This is a genomic window from Mesorhizobium amorphae CCNWGS0123 (genome assembly GCF_001686985.1).
Lineage (GTDB): Bacteria > Pseudomonadota > Alphaproteobacteria > Rhizobiales > Rhizobiaceae > Mesorhizobium > Mesorhizobium amorphae.
Window position 1 is genome coordinate 207,616 of record NZ_CP015322.1, and the last position, 14,171, is coordinate 221,786.

Consider the following 14,171-nt stretch of genomic DNA (forward strand, 5'->3'; position numbering starts at 1 on the left):
TCGGACTGGCCGTCGGGCAGCGAGGATATTGAACTGCTCGGCGATCAACAGACTGCGATTGTAGGCATACCTCCCTGTCGCTTGCGCATCGTGTGGGTCATCTAGGTTCCAGAGAGGATTACCGCGGCGCTCGCCCACGACTTAGGCCGTGTGGACTCTTTAGACCCTACAGGAGTTCGCCATCGCGGAACGCATGGACGATGGTACTCAAGTCGCTTCATGCCGCCGTCGCAATGCGATGCAAAATTGGCGATGCCGAAGGGCTCGATCCTCCCGATTTCGGTGTTCCCCTTTGACCTCCCAAGGCCCGGCCTATACCGGGCTTCTGGCGAGATGTGGCGCAGGTAGCCAAGCCGGAGTTCCTCGGCCGAGATGCGCGTTGGCGCCTCAAGTGGACCCATCCATTTACAGATGGCAATGGGCGTACTTCAAGATCTCTATCTTGCGCTCTCCTAAGCATGAAGCTTGGGTATGTTCTACCGGCGCCCGACGATCCCAAAGCAGATCGGGGAAGATAATACCCGCTACATAGATGCGCTCGCTGCCGTCGATGGAACGCAAGACGTTGGTGGATGGAGTGGATGATCCGCGCCATGCTTGCAAATCAGCTTATGTCCGTGATCGACGCTGTCGGACCAATTAGACGACTGAGACACTGCCCCCGGGCCGAACGCGCTTGACAACATGGCGCCAGCCAGTTCAATTCAGCGCATTCACCAGGGGAGTCCCGGCAAGGGGCTGAGATACTGCTGGCTCTCGCGGCGCAGTGACCCGTTGAACCTGATCCAGTTCATACTGGCGTAGGGACGGTGCAAGCGCTTTGCGGGAGTTCACGCCCGAAGACCTCTTTCGGCAGGTCAACCAAAGCGTCTTTTCATCCTTCCGGCACAGAACTGGGTCTCCAATGCAATGAGCAACGGAGCCTCAAGATGAATGCCCTCACCCCCACCGTGTCGACGGGACCACTGCCCGCCTCACGGAAGATCCACAAGCCCGGCGTCCTCCATCCGCAGATCAGGGTGCCGCTGCGCGAAATCTCCGTCCATCCGACGGCGGGCGAACCGCCGGTTACCGTCTACGATCCGTCCGGCCCCTATACAGACCCGACTGTCGAAACCAGCATCGAAAAGGGCCTTGCCCGGCTTCGCCATGAATGGATTACGGCACGCGGCGATGTCGAAGCCTATGATGGCCGCCATGTCCGGCCGGAAGACAACGGATTCGTCACGGGCGAGCGCCTGACACCGGAATTTCCCATTCGCAACCGGCCGCTCAGGGCCAAGGCCGGCAAGGCGGTGACCCAGCTTGCCTACGCGCGCGCCGGCATCATTACGCCTGAGATGGAGTTCGTCGCCATCCGCGAGAATCTCGGCCGCGAGATGCTGCGCGGCCAGTTGCAGCGCGACGGCGAAAGTTTTGGCGCTGATATCCCCGACTTCGTCACCCCGGAGTTCGTACGTGAGGAGGTGGCGCGCGGACGGGCCATCATTCCCGCCAATATCAACCATCCCGAAAGCGAGCCGATGATCATCGGCCGCAATTTCCTGGTAAAGATCAACGCCAATATCGGCAACTCGGCGGTCACCTCCTCGATGGCCGAAGAGGTCGAAAAAATGGTCTGGGCGATCCGCTGGGGCGCCGATACGGTGATGGACCTGTCCACCGGCCGCAACATCCACAATATCCGCGATTGGATCGTGCGCAACTCGCCGGTGCCGATCGGCACGGTGCCGCTCTATCAGGCGCTTGAGAAGGTCGGCGGCATCGCCGAGGACCTGACCTGGGAGGTGTACCGCGACACGCTGATCGAACAGGCCGAACAGGGTGTTGACTATTTCACCATCCATGCCGGCGTGCGGCTGCACTACATCCCGCTGACCGTCGACCGGGTCACGGGTATCGTCTCCCGCGGCGGGTCGATCATGGGCAAATGGTGCCTGCACCATCACCGGGAAAGCTTCCTCTATGAGCATTTCGCGGAGATCTGCGACATCTGCCGCGCCTACGACGTCTCCTTCTCGCTCGGCGATGGCCTTCGCCCCGGCTCGATCGCCGATGCCAACGACGCGGCGCAATTCGCCGAGCTGGAAACGCTCGGCGAGCTGACGCAGATCGCCTGGGCGAAGGATTGCCAGGTGATGATCGAGGGTCCCGGCCACGTGCCGATGCACAAGATCAAGGAGAACATGGACAAGCAGCTCGCTGTCTGCGGCGAGGCGCCGTTCTATACGCTTGGACCGCTGACGACCGACATCGCGCCGGGCTATGACCACATCACCTCAGGCATCGGCGCGGCAATGATCGGCTGGTTCGGCACCGCCATGCTCTGCTACGTCACGCCGAAGGAGCATCTCGGCCTTCCCGATCGTAACGACGTCAAGATCGGCGTGATCACCTACAAGATCGCCGCCCATGCGGCTGACCTGGCGAAGGGTCATCCGGCGGCGAAAGTCAGGGATGATGCCCTTTCCCGCGCGCGCTTCGAGTTCCGCTGGGAGGACCAGTTCAACCTGTCGCTCGATCCCGAAACGGCGCGGTCCTTCCACGACCAGACCTTGCCCAAGGAGGCGCACAAGCTGGCCCATTTCTGCTCGATGTGCGGACCGAAATTCTGCTCCATGCGGATCTCTCACGACATCCGTGCCGAGGCACAGAAAGAGGGCATGGCGGCAATGGCGGCAAAATACCGCGAGGGCGGCGATCTTTACATGCCGGCTGACGAGACCGGCGTACCGCTCATGCCAGAGGCGCCAGAACCGTCATGAGGGTGCTGGTCAAAGGGGCCGGCGTCGCCGGCCTCACCGCGACCTTCGAACTCGCCATCAGAGGCGCGGCGGTTACCGTCGTCGAGACCCGGCATGGCCTCGGCGGCAATGCATCGTGGTTCGCCGGTGGCATGCTGGCGCCATGGTGCGAGCGGGAAAGCGCCGAACAGCCAGTACTGGACCTCGGCCGCGACGCCGCCGACTGGTGGGGTGCGGTGCTGCCCGGCCAGGTGACACGGGCCGGAACGCTGGTTGTTGCTGCACCGCGCGATGCCGGCGAACTCGACCGGTTCGCCAGCCGCACGTCAGGGCATCGGCGCGTCGATGAAGGCGAAATCGCACTCCTGGAGCCCGACCTAGCTGGTCGCTTCCGGCGCGGATTGCTGTTCTCCGATGAGGCTCATCTCGATCCGCGCCAAGCGATGGCAGCACTTCATGACATGCTCGTGGCTATGGGCGTCGAATTCCGTTTCGGCGCCGACGCCCAGCCTCTTTCCGGTTTCGAATGGCAGATCGACTGCACGGGAATGGCAGCAGTCGATGACAGGCTGCGCGGCGTTCGCGGCGAAATGCTGATCCTGCGCACCGCTGATATCTCGCTGTCGCGACCGGTCAGGCTGCTGCATCCGCGCTTTCCACTCTATGCAGTGCCGCGCACTGACCACAGTTTCATGATCGGCGCGACGATGATCGAGAGCCAGTCCGCCGGACCAGTCACGGCGCGTTCGATGATGGAGCTGCTGGGTGCCGCCTATGCCCTCCATCCGGCCTTTGGCGAGGCCGAGATCTTTGAAACTGGTGTCGGCGTCCGTCCAGCCTTTCCCGACAACCTGCCGCGCGTCGAGGCACGTGGAACTACCGTCGCGATCAATGGACTCTATCGCCACGGTTTTCTTCTCGCCCCCGCCATGGCGCGCCAGGCTGCCGACCTGGTTTTCAGTCAAGACAGAACCAAGGAGCTCGCTCATGAAACTGACTGTCAACGGCGAAGCGCATGAGGTTGCCGCCGCCACGCTGGCCGAACTGCTTGCCGCGCTCGACTATGAGGGCGATTGGCTGGCAACGGCGGTCAACAGCGACCTCGTGCACAAAGCCAACCGGGCGGAATTCCAATTGAGCGACGGCGACCGGATCGAAATCCTCTCGCCAATGCAGGGCGGCTAGACCATGTTCGATCTTCTAGGAACGAACCTATCTTCCCGTCTGCTTCTCGGCACCGCTCAATATCCTTCGCCGGCCATCCTTGCCGATGCAGTCAAGGCGTCGGGCACGTCGGTGGTGACCGTCTCGTTGCGCCGTGAGATGGCAGGCGGCAGGGCCGGCGAACAATTCTGGTCGTTGATCCGCTCGCTTGGCGTCAAAATCCTGCCCAACACTGCCGGCTGCCACTCCGTCAAGGAAGCGGTCACGACCGCCAAAATGGCGCGCGAAGTGTTCGGGACGAGCTGGATCAAGCTCGAAGTGATCGGCAACCACGATACGCTGCAGCCGGATGTGTTCGGCCTGGTCGAAGCCGCCCGCATCCTGTGCGATGACGGTTTTACGGTGTTCCCCTATACCACCGACGACCTTGTTGTCGCCGAGCGGCTGCTGGAGGCAGGCTGCAAGGTCTTGATGCCGTGGTGCGCGCCGATCGGTTCGGCGCTGGGGCCGGTCAACATCATGGCGCTGCGCTCGATGCGTGGACACTTCCCGGACGTCCCGCTGATTGTGGATGCGGGGCTCGGACGGCCGTCGCACGCGGCAACCGTCATGGAACTCGGCTTTGACGCGGTGCTCCTGAACACGGCGATCGCCAGGGCGGCCGATCCGGTCGGCATGGCGCGTGCGTTCGGCAAGGCGGTCGACGCCGGTCGTGAGGCTTTCAGCTCGGGAATGCTCGAACCGCGGGACGTCGCCGTGCCTTCGACACCGACTATCGGCAGGGCCGTTTTTTCATGACGCTTGATCCCTTCTACCTGATCGTTGATAGCGCTGTCTGGATCGAACGACTGGTGCCGCTCGGCGTCAAGCTGGTGCAGTTGCGCATCAAGGATAGGGACGAGGCCACGCTGCGAACGGAAATCCGCCGCGCGAACGACGTCTGCGCGGTCCATTGTTGCCAGCTCGTCGTCAACGACCACTGGCGCCTGGCGATTGAGGAAGGCTGCGACTTCGTCCATCTCGGCCAAGAGGATTTGGCGGCGGCCGACCTGATGGCGATCAAGTACTCTGGATTGAAGGTCGGACTATCGACCCACGATCACGCCGAACTGCAAACAGCCCTCGCGGTCGAACCGGACTATGTGGCGCTGGGGCCCATTTATCCGACCAGCCTCAAGAAGATGAAATGGGCGCCGCAAGGGCTCGAGCGGATCTGCGAGTGGAAGCGCCGGGCAGCACCCATTCCCTTGGTCGCCATTGGCGGCCTCAACCCTGATCGGCTCGACGGTGTTTTCGCGGCGGGCGCGGACTGCGCGGCGGTGGTCACCGACATCACGCGAAACGAGAACCCCGAGGCGCGCACGCGAGAATGGATCGAAAAGACAGGCCGATGGCGCTGAGGAGAGACCCTTATGTGCTTGTCGTTGGTGGGTCTGACTCCAGCGGGGGTGCCGGACTTGTGCGCGATATCGAGACGATCTCGTCCCTTGACGTCCGGACCTGTGTGGCTGTAACCGCCCTGACAGTGCAGACACACAATGCGGTCAGCGAAGTGCACCCTTTGCAAGCCCAATTGGTGGCCGACCAGATGCGCGCCGCGCTGCAGGCCAACCAAGTGGCGGCCGTCAAAATCGGCATGCTCGCAACGGCTGAGATCGTCGCTGCCGTTGCCGCAGTGCTGCGTGAAAATCCGCAGGCGCTGGCAGTGCTCGACCCGCTGCTGGCCGCCACGTCGGGCCAAGCCTTGCTGGAAGTGGGCGCCGTCGCCGTCATGAAGCAGGATCTGATGCCACTTTGCTGTATTGTCACACCCAATCTCATCGAACTGGCGCTCCTTGCCGGCTCGGCACTGGCGGTGGATGAGGACGGCGCACTTCGACAAGGACAAAGACTGCTGACCGCCGGGCCTCAGGCCCTGCTGATTAAGGGCGGCCACGCCTCAGGGCCTCGATCAACGGATATTCTCGTTCGGCCCAATCAATTACCCATGCGCTTCGACGCTCCTCGACTGGCAAGAAAGATGCGCGGCACCGGTTGTGCCCTGGCCAGCGCGATCGCCGCGTGTCTGGCGACCGGGGGATCGACTGAGATGGCCGTGCGTCGGGCCAAGCTGTTTGTGTTGGAAAAGCTTCGGCAAACCCCAGGTTAGAATCGGGCTCGATAGGCGCTCCACGTTATCGGCGAAACGGGTCCATTTGTGAGTTCCGGCTGCTTAAGACATTGCTCGCGCGCCATGCGGTAGGGCGCCGACGCCTGACGTCGAAGAAGCGCGCCGGCCGAAAGTTCCCATGCGTCGAAGCCATTTTTGCGTCTGTCCTCGCGTTCAATCTTACGCTATCGACTGCGCCGAGTTTACGGCAACCCGTATTTGATGCGTCAAGCTTGTTTCCACCAAGATAATATGAGATTTGAGTGCCGAATAGATGTTCGTCACGGGCTTGTTGATTCAGGCAAAACCCAAATAGAAAGAGATAAGTATTACAATTGCACTTCATAGGTATATTACTCATTCTTTCGATTCCGTGACGGGCGGCAAAGAAGGGGTTACTGGTGATTTTTCAATCGATTGAAGCGACATTCGAGATATGGGCCTCGTCACTACGCGAGGTGCGGTCTCGGATCAGGGCGATTTTCCCTCAAGAACGCGTGGCGATTTCGGCCGGACTGTTCCTTGAAGGCCTGCTCCGGGACGGGCATCGCAAGACCGGCTGGAAGCGCGCCGAGGCCGCCGGTGACCCCGGGCCATGGCGCCAACAGGCCATTCTGGGTCGGGGCAAATGGGATGCAGACGCCTTGCGCGACATCGTGCGCGAATACGCGCTTGAAACGCTGGCTGACAACGAAGCGGTCCTCGTGATTGACGAGACGGGTTTCATTAAGCAAGGCAAGACGTCCTGTGGGGTAGCGCGGCAGGTCTGCGGCGCGACTGGCAAGATGGCCAACTGCCAGATCGGCGTGTTCGCTGCCTACGCATCCAGGCACGGGCATGCTTTCGTTGATCGCGCGCTGTATCTTCCGAGAGCCTGGACGGATGATCCCGCCCGCTTGGCGCGGGCCTATGTGCCTGCGGGCACGACTTTCGCGACAAAGTCCCGCCTGGCACTGGATATGATCGCACGCACCGTCGGTGCTGACGCACCCTTAAGCTGGGTAGCCGCTGACCGCATCTACGCTGGCGTCGACATCGAGATGGCCCTGCGACGCTGGTATAAGGGCTATGTGTTGGCCGTTAGCTCTAACCATCAGTTCGCTTCCCGAAATCGCCTTTTTCCAGCTGACGGCACGGCCGAGGATATCGCAGGGAACCTCGAGCCCTCCCTCTGGCGGAGCTTGCCTCTGGGAGAGGCAATACAGGGCTCGGAATCATGGGCTTACTACCCGTTCACTACCTCAGACGTCGCGGAGTGCGATAAAGCCCGCTCCGGGTCTTGGATGCCGGGGCTCTTGATCCGACGCGATGCGAACCGCGCTCTCTCCTACTTTTCGACATGGTCTCCAGCCGGGACCGAGATCGAAAAACTGATCGCGGTGCAGCAATGTTGCAGGATTATCGAGGAAGGGCTTCGCACGGCGAAGAGTGAACTCGGCCTCGACCATAACGAAACCCGTTCTTGGCACGGGTGGCACCGCCACGTCTCGCTGGTCATGCTCGCATTCGCGATGGTGTCGACCGTTCGTCACAAGGCGAGCCACGAGCCCCCGGGAGTGGTCGGAAGGCTCAGTCGCCGATTCGAACGCTTGCTGGGGACTCCCAGGAAGTCGAAAACGAGATCGCTTGGCGCCGCGTCTGCCCTCCCACGGCAAGATCAATCCGGCGAATGTCGCCGCACGCCCTTGCCGAGCAATCTGCCGCTCAAAACGCAATAGTAACGTGAGTGTCATTCATGAAATTATCCGTGAAAGGACACTCCCAGCCGTCATTCGAATCGAGGCGGGTTCGCGTGGTCCGGGAGAAATGAAGACATGCGACAAAATGCCGTGATCGGGGTCCACGCGTCAGATCGAGATATCCCGACCTTACCAAGGGCGAAGTCAGGTACTCTGACACCCACTCGAATAGCTCTTGGAGTTTTTCTTGTTCTGGAGCGAGTTTCAACTTTGTTTCAGCAAACGGTTCGGAAGGCGGGGTTCCAGTGCAACAGTCCAGAAAGTTAGAGAACTTGCAGTTTGTCCAGGCAATGTTGAGAGAAATTCGTCAGATAGTGCAGGCAGACGGTGAGAGCCTCCTGACCTATTTGCTCGACATGTCTTACCTTGAAGCCAGCGATCGAATTAGGGCCACCTGGGCCTCGAAAGGTAACAAAGCCAAGTCCGACACCTAAAGAAAAGAGCTAGCGGCCAAGCGCACCCCGGCAGGCATCCGGGTTAGTTCCGACGGCGATCGCACTGGCGAAGAAAATGGACCGCCGCTCTGGCCGGGCTCTTGCTCGGATAGGCACATATTCTTCGTTCAGAGTGTTCGGCTCCGTCCCAAATCATCGCACTTGAGACGACAAGTTGCGAATAGGCTGGAGAAAAGCAATGAGCATGTATATGGCCGGGCACGTCAGTCGGCATCTTCAGCCGCTACGTCGGAGACGGATATATTGGTAAGCAACAGTTCTTCATCGTAGCCGGCCAGCATAGAGGAAGTTGGAGCCTCGTCGGCCACGTTTGGGTCAGGCAAGGGAGCGCATCACCGCCTTGGTTGATTGCCGATGCAAAAGGCCTACCGCCTGCATCCGATGGGGCTCTGTGGAACAGTCCATAGGGACTGGCTAAAGGACAGTTCAGTGACTCCGAGGGATCGGCTTCAATGTGACCCTTTAGGTGAGTTATGCATTGGCCAAACAGCTAAAGGAAGAAGCTCTGGTCGCCTTTCGGCAGCGCGCATGCCTCTGCGCGGCCGGGAGCCCTCGGGACCCGAGTGCGGCGGCCATTTACCGTTTGTTGAGCATATTAGCTCACTGTCAATGCGGCCATGCTAGGTATCTCGTACATGGCCAAGGCCCCGGCAACCGACCCAGTTCCGGGGCCTTTGATTCCTAAAGCCGCTTGAAGTCGGCGAGCCCGAGACGAAGCGCTCACTTCTCGCAAAGGCTCGGGCGAAGGATTTCCAGTTGGAACACTCCGGTTGGTTCCGGCTCCGTCGCAAACTCCAGCTGAGTCGCAAAGGCCGGTTGAACGTCACGCGGCGCTCATGCGGCGAGGATTTTCGGCATCGCCGGCGGCCACGGAACGGTACTCGTCATCGTTGGTGCACGCAGGGGCTCGGAACAGCCGGGTCGTCGGAAGATATCCCGACGCAGCGCCTGCGCAGGCTGAGGCCTCCGTCCATTCAGGCTCAGATCAAGTTCATCGATTCGTGCTTTGGATAGACCTGCTTGCTTCACGAACCATGGCCAGCGATCGGCAGCAGAGAGCGGATGCGTTCGATCACGTTCAACGATTCTTGTTGGGAAATGGAAGCGCCTTTGGCGACGGCGAGCAGATACTGTCGTCCTGGACTGTCGGGGGTCTTATCGATTGTTCCCTGTATGGACGCCCTTGTCGCCTAGCGGAAGCAGAGGAGTATGCCCGCAGTTAACCTTTCGTTAATAATGGCGGGGTAGCCAAGAAGCGTCACTGCCCACCAATGGAATGTGACCTTAAAGACCCGGCCCAATCCCTCCAGATTGGGCCGGGTCTTTTTGTTAGCGAGAGCAAGGGCCGAGAGGTGGCTCTGTGCATGACGATCGTATCGTTTTGCACGGTGTATCGCCTTGATGATCGAGGGCGTACCCCGCCATTCTACTGACATCAAAATCCAGCGTCAGGATGTCGAGAGCCACGGCCAAAGTGCGGTTGGCTTTGCGTTCTGCCGACCTTCTCGGCTTCGAGCGTGCTCCGCGCCTGAATGCCATTGCCCGTCAAAAACTGGTGTCTCCCCGGCTGGCATGCGCACAAGCGCCATCAGTGCTTTCGAGTGCGCGATTGCGCGGATGCGATGAATATGAGTGGCGGGAGCGGAGGTCTGCGATGTGGGGTGACGAAGAGATTTCGGAGCGCCGAGAAAGATCGTTGACGAAAAAGCGCTGCAGCTCCTGCCGCATGGCGCGCAGCGGCAAGCCGCTTTCCCTCGCGAATTTTCATCCCGTCCACTGCCAATGGGGTCAATCCTTAAATGATCTGCTCCTGATGCACGACAACCTCCGCGCGGTGCTCTTCGCCGAAAAGTCACTGGGCGAACTACCATTCAGGCCCTTCCTCTTAGGCGACACCAGGTCGGAACCTCTGGCGGAGCTATTTTGAGCCGGAGGGGACGAGCGACTGCCAGCAAAGATGCAGAAAAGAGCTCATGGACAGGGACCCGGTGCTTCCGCGCCGATTGCAGAATTTTTTGCTCCTCGGCCGTCCCTATTTCGTCTTGACGAGTACGAACCTACTACCTATCTCACGGTCGCGTTAGCACTCGCCACAGGCGAGTGCTAACCACGCTCCGGCAACGGAGAACCGTTCAACAGCACCAGGGACATCCAAAAATGGCAAAGTCGAATTTCCGACCGCTGCATGACCGCGTGGTCGTTCGCCGCGTCGAGTCCGAAGCGAAGACCGCCGGCGGGATCATCATCCCAGATACCGCCAAGGAAAAGCCGCAGGAAGGCGAGATCATCGCCATCGGCTCGGGCGCTCGTGACGAAGCTGGCAAGCTCGTCCCGCTGGACGTCAAGGCCGGCGACCGCATCCTGTTCGGCAAGTGGTCGGGCACCGAAGTCAAGCTCAATGGCGAAGACCTTCTGATCATGAAGGAATCCGACATCATGGGCATCATCGGCTGACACGCTGCCGCCTTTCACCCGCACCATCCAATCTGAATTTCGGGCGAAATGCCCAGGAGTAAAAAATGGCTGCCAAAGACGTAAAATTCTCCCGTGATGCCCGCGAGCGCATGCTTTACGGCATCAACATCCTCGCCGACGCGGTGAAGGTCACGCTCGGCCCCAAGGGCCGCAACGTCGTCATCGACAAGTCGTTCGGCGCCCCGCGCATCACCAAGGACGGCGTCACCGTCGCCAAGGAAATCGAACTTTCCGACAAGTTCGAGAACATGGGCGCGCAGATGATCCGCGAAGTGGCTTCGAAGACCAACGACATCGCCGGCGACGGCACCACGACCGCGACCGTTCTGGCGCAGTCGATCGTCCAGGAAGGCCACAAGGCGGTTGCCGCCGGCATGAACCCGATGGACCTGAAGCGCGGCATCGATCTGGCCGTCACCGAAGTCGTCGCCCACCTCACCAAGAACGCCAAGAAGATCAAGACCTCCGAGGAAGTTGCCCAGGTCGGCACGATCTCAGCCAATGGCGAGACTGAAGTCGGCGATATGATCGCGGAAGCGATGCAGAAGGTCGGCAACGAAGGCGTCATCACCGTCGAGGAAGCCAAGACCGCCGAGACCGAACTCGAAGTCGTCGAAGGCATGCAGTTCGACCGCGGCTACCTCAGCCCGTACTTCGTCACCAACGCCGACAAGATGGTTGTCGATCTTGAGGATGCCTATATCCTTCTGCACGAGAAGAAGCTCTCCAACCTGCAGGCCATGCTGCCGGTTCTCGAAGCCGTCGTGCAGACCTCGAAGCCGCTACTGATCATCTCGGAAGACGTCGAAGGCGAGGCTCTGGCCACGCTGGTCGTCAACAAGCTGCGTGGTGGCCTGAAGATCGCTGCCGTCAAGGCGCCGGGCTTCGGTGATCGCCGCAAGGCCATGCTGGAAGACCTCGCCATCCTGACCGGTGGCCAGGTTATCTCCGAAGACCTCGGCATCAAGCTCGAGAACGTTGGCCTCGACATGCTCGGCCGCGCCAAGAAGGTGTCGATCTCCAAGGAGAACACCACCATCGTCGACGGCGCCGGCAAGAAGGCCGAGATTCAGGGCCGCGTCGCCCAGATCAAGCAGCAGATCGAGGAGACCACCTCGGACTACGACAAGGAGAAGCTGCAGGAACGTCTGGCCAAGCTCGCGGGCGGCGTTGCGGTGATCCGCGTCGGCGGTGCGACGGAAGTCGAAGTCAAGGAAAAGAAGGACCGCGTCGATGACGCCCTCAACGCGACCCGCGCGGCCGTCGAAGAAGGCATCGTTGCAGGCGGCGGCGTTGCCCTGCTGCGCGCTTCGCAAGCCATCACCGTCACCGGCGCCAATGCCGACCAGACGGCCGGCATCGCCATCGTGCGTCGTGCGCTGCAGGCTCCGGCCCGCCAGATCGCGGCCAACGCCGGTGCGGAAGCATCGATCGTTGCCGGCAAGATCCTCGAGAACAAGGGCGCGACGTTCGGCTACAACGCCCAGACCGGCGAATATGGCGACATGATCGCCATGGGCATCGTCGACCCGATGAAGGTCGTGCGTACCGCTCTCCAGGACGCAGCCTCGGTCGCCGGCCTGCTCGTCACCACCGAAGCCATGATCGCGGAGGCTCCGAAGAAGGAGTCGGCTGGCGGCGGCATGCCGGGTGGGATGCCCGGCGGTGGCATGGGCGGCATGGGTGGAATGGATTTCTAAGGTTCACGCCTCTCAACAATCTCGGAAAGGGCGGCAGCAATGCCGCCCTTCCTTTAGCGCGGATCCGGTCGGAATAAGTTCGGCGCTCGCGAAATTTTGGAACGACGGTCGGGCCGCCATCGGCCTCGACGCGATGTCATGATCGAGCCGTCAAGCGGCTTCAGCCGCGTGCGTTGATCGTCGAGGCTTATGGCGAACCACCACGTCGACCTTATAGTCGAGCCGATCGAGGCAGCGCACCAGGCGATCTATCGAGAACTTGCCCGTGCGCCCGGTGACGATCGCGGAGACGTCGGGCTGTTTCATCCCGAGCAATTCGGCTGATTTGGCCTGAGTTAGGCGCCGACGCTTAATGATGGCGCGGATCTCACGGGCCAGCTTGGCCTTCAGCAATTCCTCTTCGGGATTGTCAAAGCCGAGGTCCGCAAACACGTTGCCGCCGCTCACTTCGGCGGTGATGTCTTCTGTCATGACTTTGTTCCTTTCCCATAGTTTTCGCGATAGTGCGCCTCAGCCGCCTTCAATCGCACTGTCACGAGCTCGATTTCGTGCTTGGGCGTCTCTCTGCCCTTCTTCGACTTCTTCTGGAAGCAATGAAGGATGTAGATCACGCCAGCGAAGCGGACGGTGTAGACGGCGCGATAGGTCTCGCCGTCAAAGTCATCGACCACCTCCAGGATGCTGCGGCCGCCAAATCCCTTAAGGGCTTTGACCGCCGGATGCTCCTCGCCATTCTGGGCGTCGTTGATTGCAACACCCATGACACGGCGAATGACACGGCGAACATCGACGGGAAACTCACGCAGGTCGTCCTTCGACGATCCCATCCATACTGCGGGCTTTTGGTTTTCATTCGCACTTACATTATAGCATACAGACTATAATTTTTCAACGAGAATCCTGACACTTCTTAGCCGTTGAAAAATAACAGACTCGGGGTCAAACAGGCATTTTTGCCAAGGGATCGTATTTTCGTATGAACGCATTTTGGAGCACACCGGCCGTTTCCAGACCGGCACAATACCGCGTCAGATAGCCGTTGATCGCGCCTTGCAAGTCCGACCAGCCTGGGCCGCCCGATATCGGTGATAGCGCCGGTTTTGCTCTTCTTTTTGATGAGCCATCCGCCCTTGCTTTACCCTTCGTGGAGACCCAACTCGCGCAAATTCATGTCAGCTTCATAAATCCGTTGCGACTATTCCGTACATAGACGATGGCGGCTTTGTTTAGCTGTCGCCCGTGGAAAAGGATCGAAAAAATGTCCAAGATCACCGGAAATACCGAAACGATCGAAAACGCCGGCTCCCCTGCCTTCGACCCATCCAAGCCTGTCGAGCAAGTCCGCGCTGTCGCCGAGCAGGGCCTTGAGCGGTCGAAGGAGGCATTTTCCAAATTGAGTTCGGGCGCCGAAACGACTCAAAAGGCTTTTGAGTCGACCTTTGAAATGGCCAAGACCACCAGCAACGAGGTGTCCCAGCAGATGATTGCCTCTCTGCGGGCCAATGCCGAAGCTGGCTTCACGCACCTCGAAGCACTGGTTGCCGTGAAGTCGCCCTCCGAGTTCCTCGAGGTGCAGATCGCTTTCGTGCACAAACAGATCGAAAAATCCGCCGAGCAGGCCAAGGTCCTCCAATCCTTGATGCTGAGAGCTACCGAGGATGTATCCAAGCCGATCAAGGATGCTTTTGAGATGGCTTTGAAGGAACTCAAGGCAGCCGCCTGATTGGCTCAGGCAATCGGGACCG

At 60.3% G+C, this 14,171-nt stretch carries 13 protein-coding genes, 2 pseudogenes and 1 riboswitch; of the genes and pseudogenes, 13 read left to right on the top strand and 2 right to left on the bottom strand.

From position 1 onward, the window contains the following. The first annotated feature begins 335 nt into the window (after window positions 1–335). The 12 genes and pseudogenes from A6B35_RS37625 (at window position 336) to groL (ending at window position 12,426) form a co-directional block, all read left to right on the top strand. Window positions 336–518 (top strand): Fic family protein, encoded by a 183-nt coding sequence (locus A6B35_RS37625; protein ID WP_157999193.1) that lies wholly within the window; start codon window positions 336–338, stop codon window positions 516–518. Window positions 519–708: 190 nt separating this feature from the next. Then, window positions 709–825, top strand: a riboswitch (TPP riboswitch). Between the two features lie 104 nt (window positions 826–929). After that, a complete protein-coding gene (gene thiC, locus A6B35_RS30955) occupies window positions 930–2,765 on the top strand; it encodes a phosphomethylpyrimidine synthase ThiC (RefSeq protein ID WP_006199668.1) in 1,836 nt (611 codons plus the stop codon). Further along, on the top strand, window positions 2,762–3,763 hold the full coding sequence (gene thiO, locus A6B35_RS30960; protein WP_006199667.1) for a glycine oxidase ThiO: 1,002 nt from the start codon (window positions 2,762–2,764) through the stop codon (window positions 3,761–3,763). The genes thiC and thiO overlap by 4 nt, the downstream gene beginning before the upstream one ends. Continuing rightward, window positions 3,732–3,929 (top strand): sulfur carrier protein ThiS, encoded by a 198-nt coding sequence (gene thiS, locus A6B35_RS30965; protein ID WP_006199666.1) that lies wholly within the window; start codon window positions 3,732–3,734, stop codon window positions 3,927–3,929. Before thiO ends, thiS begins: the two co-directional genes overlap by 32 nt. 3 nt (window positions 3,930–3,932) lie before the next feature. Then, entirely contained in the window at window positions 3,933–4,706 is a 774-nt protein-coding gene (locus A6B35_RS30970) for a thiazole synthase (RefSeq protein WP_006199665.1), read from the top strand. Then, window positions 4,703–5,308: a thiamine phosphate synthase gene (locus A6B35_RS30975; RefSeq protein WP_006199664.1), complete on the top strand. Its 606-nt coding sequence runs from the start codon at window positions 4,703–4,705 to the stop codon at window positions 5,306–5,308. Before A6B35_RS30970 ends, A6B35_RS30975 begins: the two co-directional genes overlap by 4 nt. Further along, entirely contained in the window at window positions 5,299–6,057 is a 759-nt protein-coding gene (locus A6B35_RS30980; RefSeq protein ID WP_006199663.1) for a hydroxymethylpyrimidine/phosphomethylpyrimidine kinase, read from the top strand. The genes A6B35_RS30975 and A6B35_RS30980 overlap by 10 nt, the downstream gene beginning before the upstream one ends. Window positions 6,058–6,458: 401 nt before the next feature. Then, window positions 6,459–7,610 (top strand): annotated as a pseudogene (locus A6B35_RS30985) (IS701 family transposase); the annotation flags it as partial. Between the two features lie 2,033 nt (window positions 7,611–9,643). Beyond that, window positions 9,644–9,815, top strand: a pseudogene (locus A6B35_RS35885) (Tn3 family transposase); the annotation flags it as partial. A gap of 90 nt (window positions 9,816–9,905) precedes the next feature. Next, on the top strand, window positions 9,906–10,178 hold the full coding sequence (locus A6B35_RS36345) for a hypothetical protein (RefSeq protein WP_006199660.1): 273 nt from the start codon (window positions 9,906–9,908) through the stop codon (window positions 10,176–10,178). Window positions 10,179–10,408: 230 nt separating this feature from the next. Further along, window positions 10,409–10,705, top strand: coding sequence for a co-chaperone GroES (gene groES / locus A6B35_RS31000; protein WP_006199659.1), 297 nt, complete (start codon window positions 10,409–10,411; stop codon window positions 10,703–10,705). Window positions 10,706–10,770: 65 nt separating this feature from the next. Continuing rightward, window positions 10,771–12,426, top strand: coding sequence for a chaperonin GroEL (gene groL, locus A6B35_RS31005; protein ID WP_006199658.1), 1,656 nt, complete (start codon window positions 10,771–10,773; stop codon window positions 12,424–12,426). Between the two features lie 150 nt (window positions 12,427–12,576). Here the strand turns inward: groL and A6B35_RS31010 are convergent, their stop codons facing one another. Both A6B35_RS31010 and A6B35_RS31015 read right to left on the bottom strand, forming a co-directional pair. After that, complete coding sequence (locus A6B35_RS31010) at window positions 12,577–12,897, bottom strand: helix-turn-helix domain-containing protein (protein WP_006199657.1); 321 nt, start codon at window positions 12,895–12,897, stop codon at window positions 12,577–12,579. Then, window positions 12,894–13,253 carry a type II toxin-antitoxin system RelE/ParE family toxin gene (locus A6B35_RS31015; RefSeq protein ID WP_006199656.1) on the bottom strand — a complete coding sequence of 120 codons (360 nt, stop codon included), beginning with the start codon at window positions 13,251–13,253 and terminating at the stop codon, window positions 12,894–12,896. Before A6B35_RS31015 ends, A6B35_RS31010 begins: the two co-directional genes overlap by 4 nt. Window positions 13,254–13,684: 431 nt before the next feature. Here A6B35_RS31015 and A6B35_RS31020 point away from each other — a divergent pair, with 431 nt between their 5' ends. Further along, window positions 13,685–14,149, top strand: a complete 465-nt coding sequence (locus tag A6B35_RS31020; protein ID WP_006199655.1) for a phasin — start codon at window positions 13,685–13,687, stop codon at window positions 14,147–14,149. The last annotated feature ends 22 nt before the right edge of the window (window positions 14,150–14,171 follow it).

Excerpts from the sequence above, each read along its gene's own strand:
- thiC (WP_006199668.1), top strand. The coding sequence starts at position 930 with ATGAATGCCCTCACCCCCACCGTGTCGACGGGACCACTGCCCGCCTCA.
- thiO (WP_006199667.1), top strand. The coding sequence starts at position 2,762 with ATGAGGGTGCTGGTCAAAGGGGCCGGCGTCGCCGGCCTCACCGCGACC.
- thiS (WP_006199666.1), top strand. The coding sequence starts at position 3,732 with ATGAAACTGACTGTCAACGGCGAAGCGCATGAGGTTGCCGCCGCCACG.
- A6B35_RS30970 (WP_006199665.1), top strand. The coding sequence starts at position 3,933 with ATGTTCGATCTTCTAGGAACGAACCTATCTTCCCGTCTGCTTCTCGGC.
- A6B35_RS30975 (WP_006199664.1), top strand. The coding sequence starts at position 4,703 with ATGACGCTTGATCCCTTCTACCTGATCGTTGATAGCGCTGTCTGGATC.
- A6B35_RS30980 (WP_006199663.1), top strand. The coding sequence starts at position 5,299 with ATGGCGCTGAGGAGAGACCCTTATGTGCTTGTCGTTGGTGGGTCTGAC.
- A6B35_RS36345 (WP_006199660.1), top strand. The coding sequence starts at position 9,906 with ATGTGGGGTGACGAAGAGATTTCGGAGCGCCGAGAAAGATCGTTGACG.
- groES (WP_006199659.1), top strand. The coding sequence starts at position 10,409 with ATGGCAAAGTCGAATTTCCGACCGCTGCATGACCGCGTGGTCGTTCGC.
- groL (WP_006199658.1), top strand. The coding sequence starts at position 10,771 with ATGGCTGCCAAAGACGTAAAATTCTCCCGTGATGCCCGCGAGCGCATG.
- A6B35_RS31010 (WP_006199657.1), bottom strand. The coding sequence starts at position 12,897 with ATGACAGAAGACATCACCGCCGAAGTGAGCGGCGGCAACGTGTTTGCG.
- A6B35_RS31015 (WP_006199656.1), bottom strand. The coding sequence starts at position 13,253 with ATGGGATCGTCGAAGGACGACCTGCGTGAGTTTCCCGTCGATGTTCGC.
- A6B35_RS31020 (WP_006199655.1), top strand. The coding sequence starts at position 13,685 with ATGTCCAAGATCACCGGAAATACCGAAACGATCGAAAACGCCGGCTCC.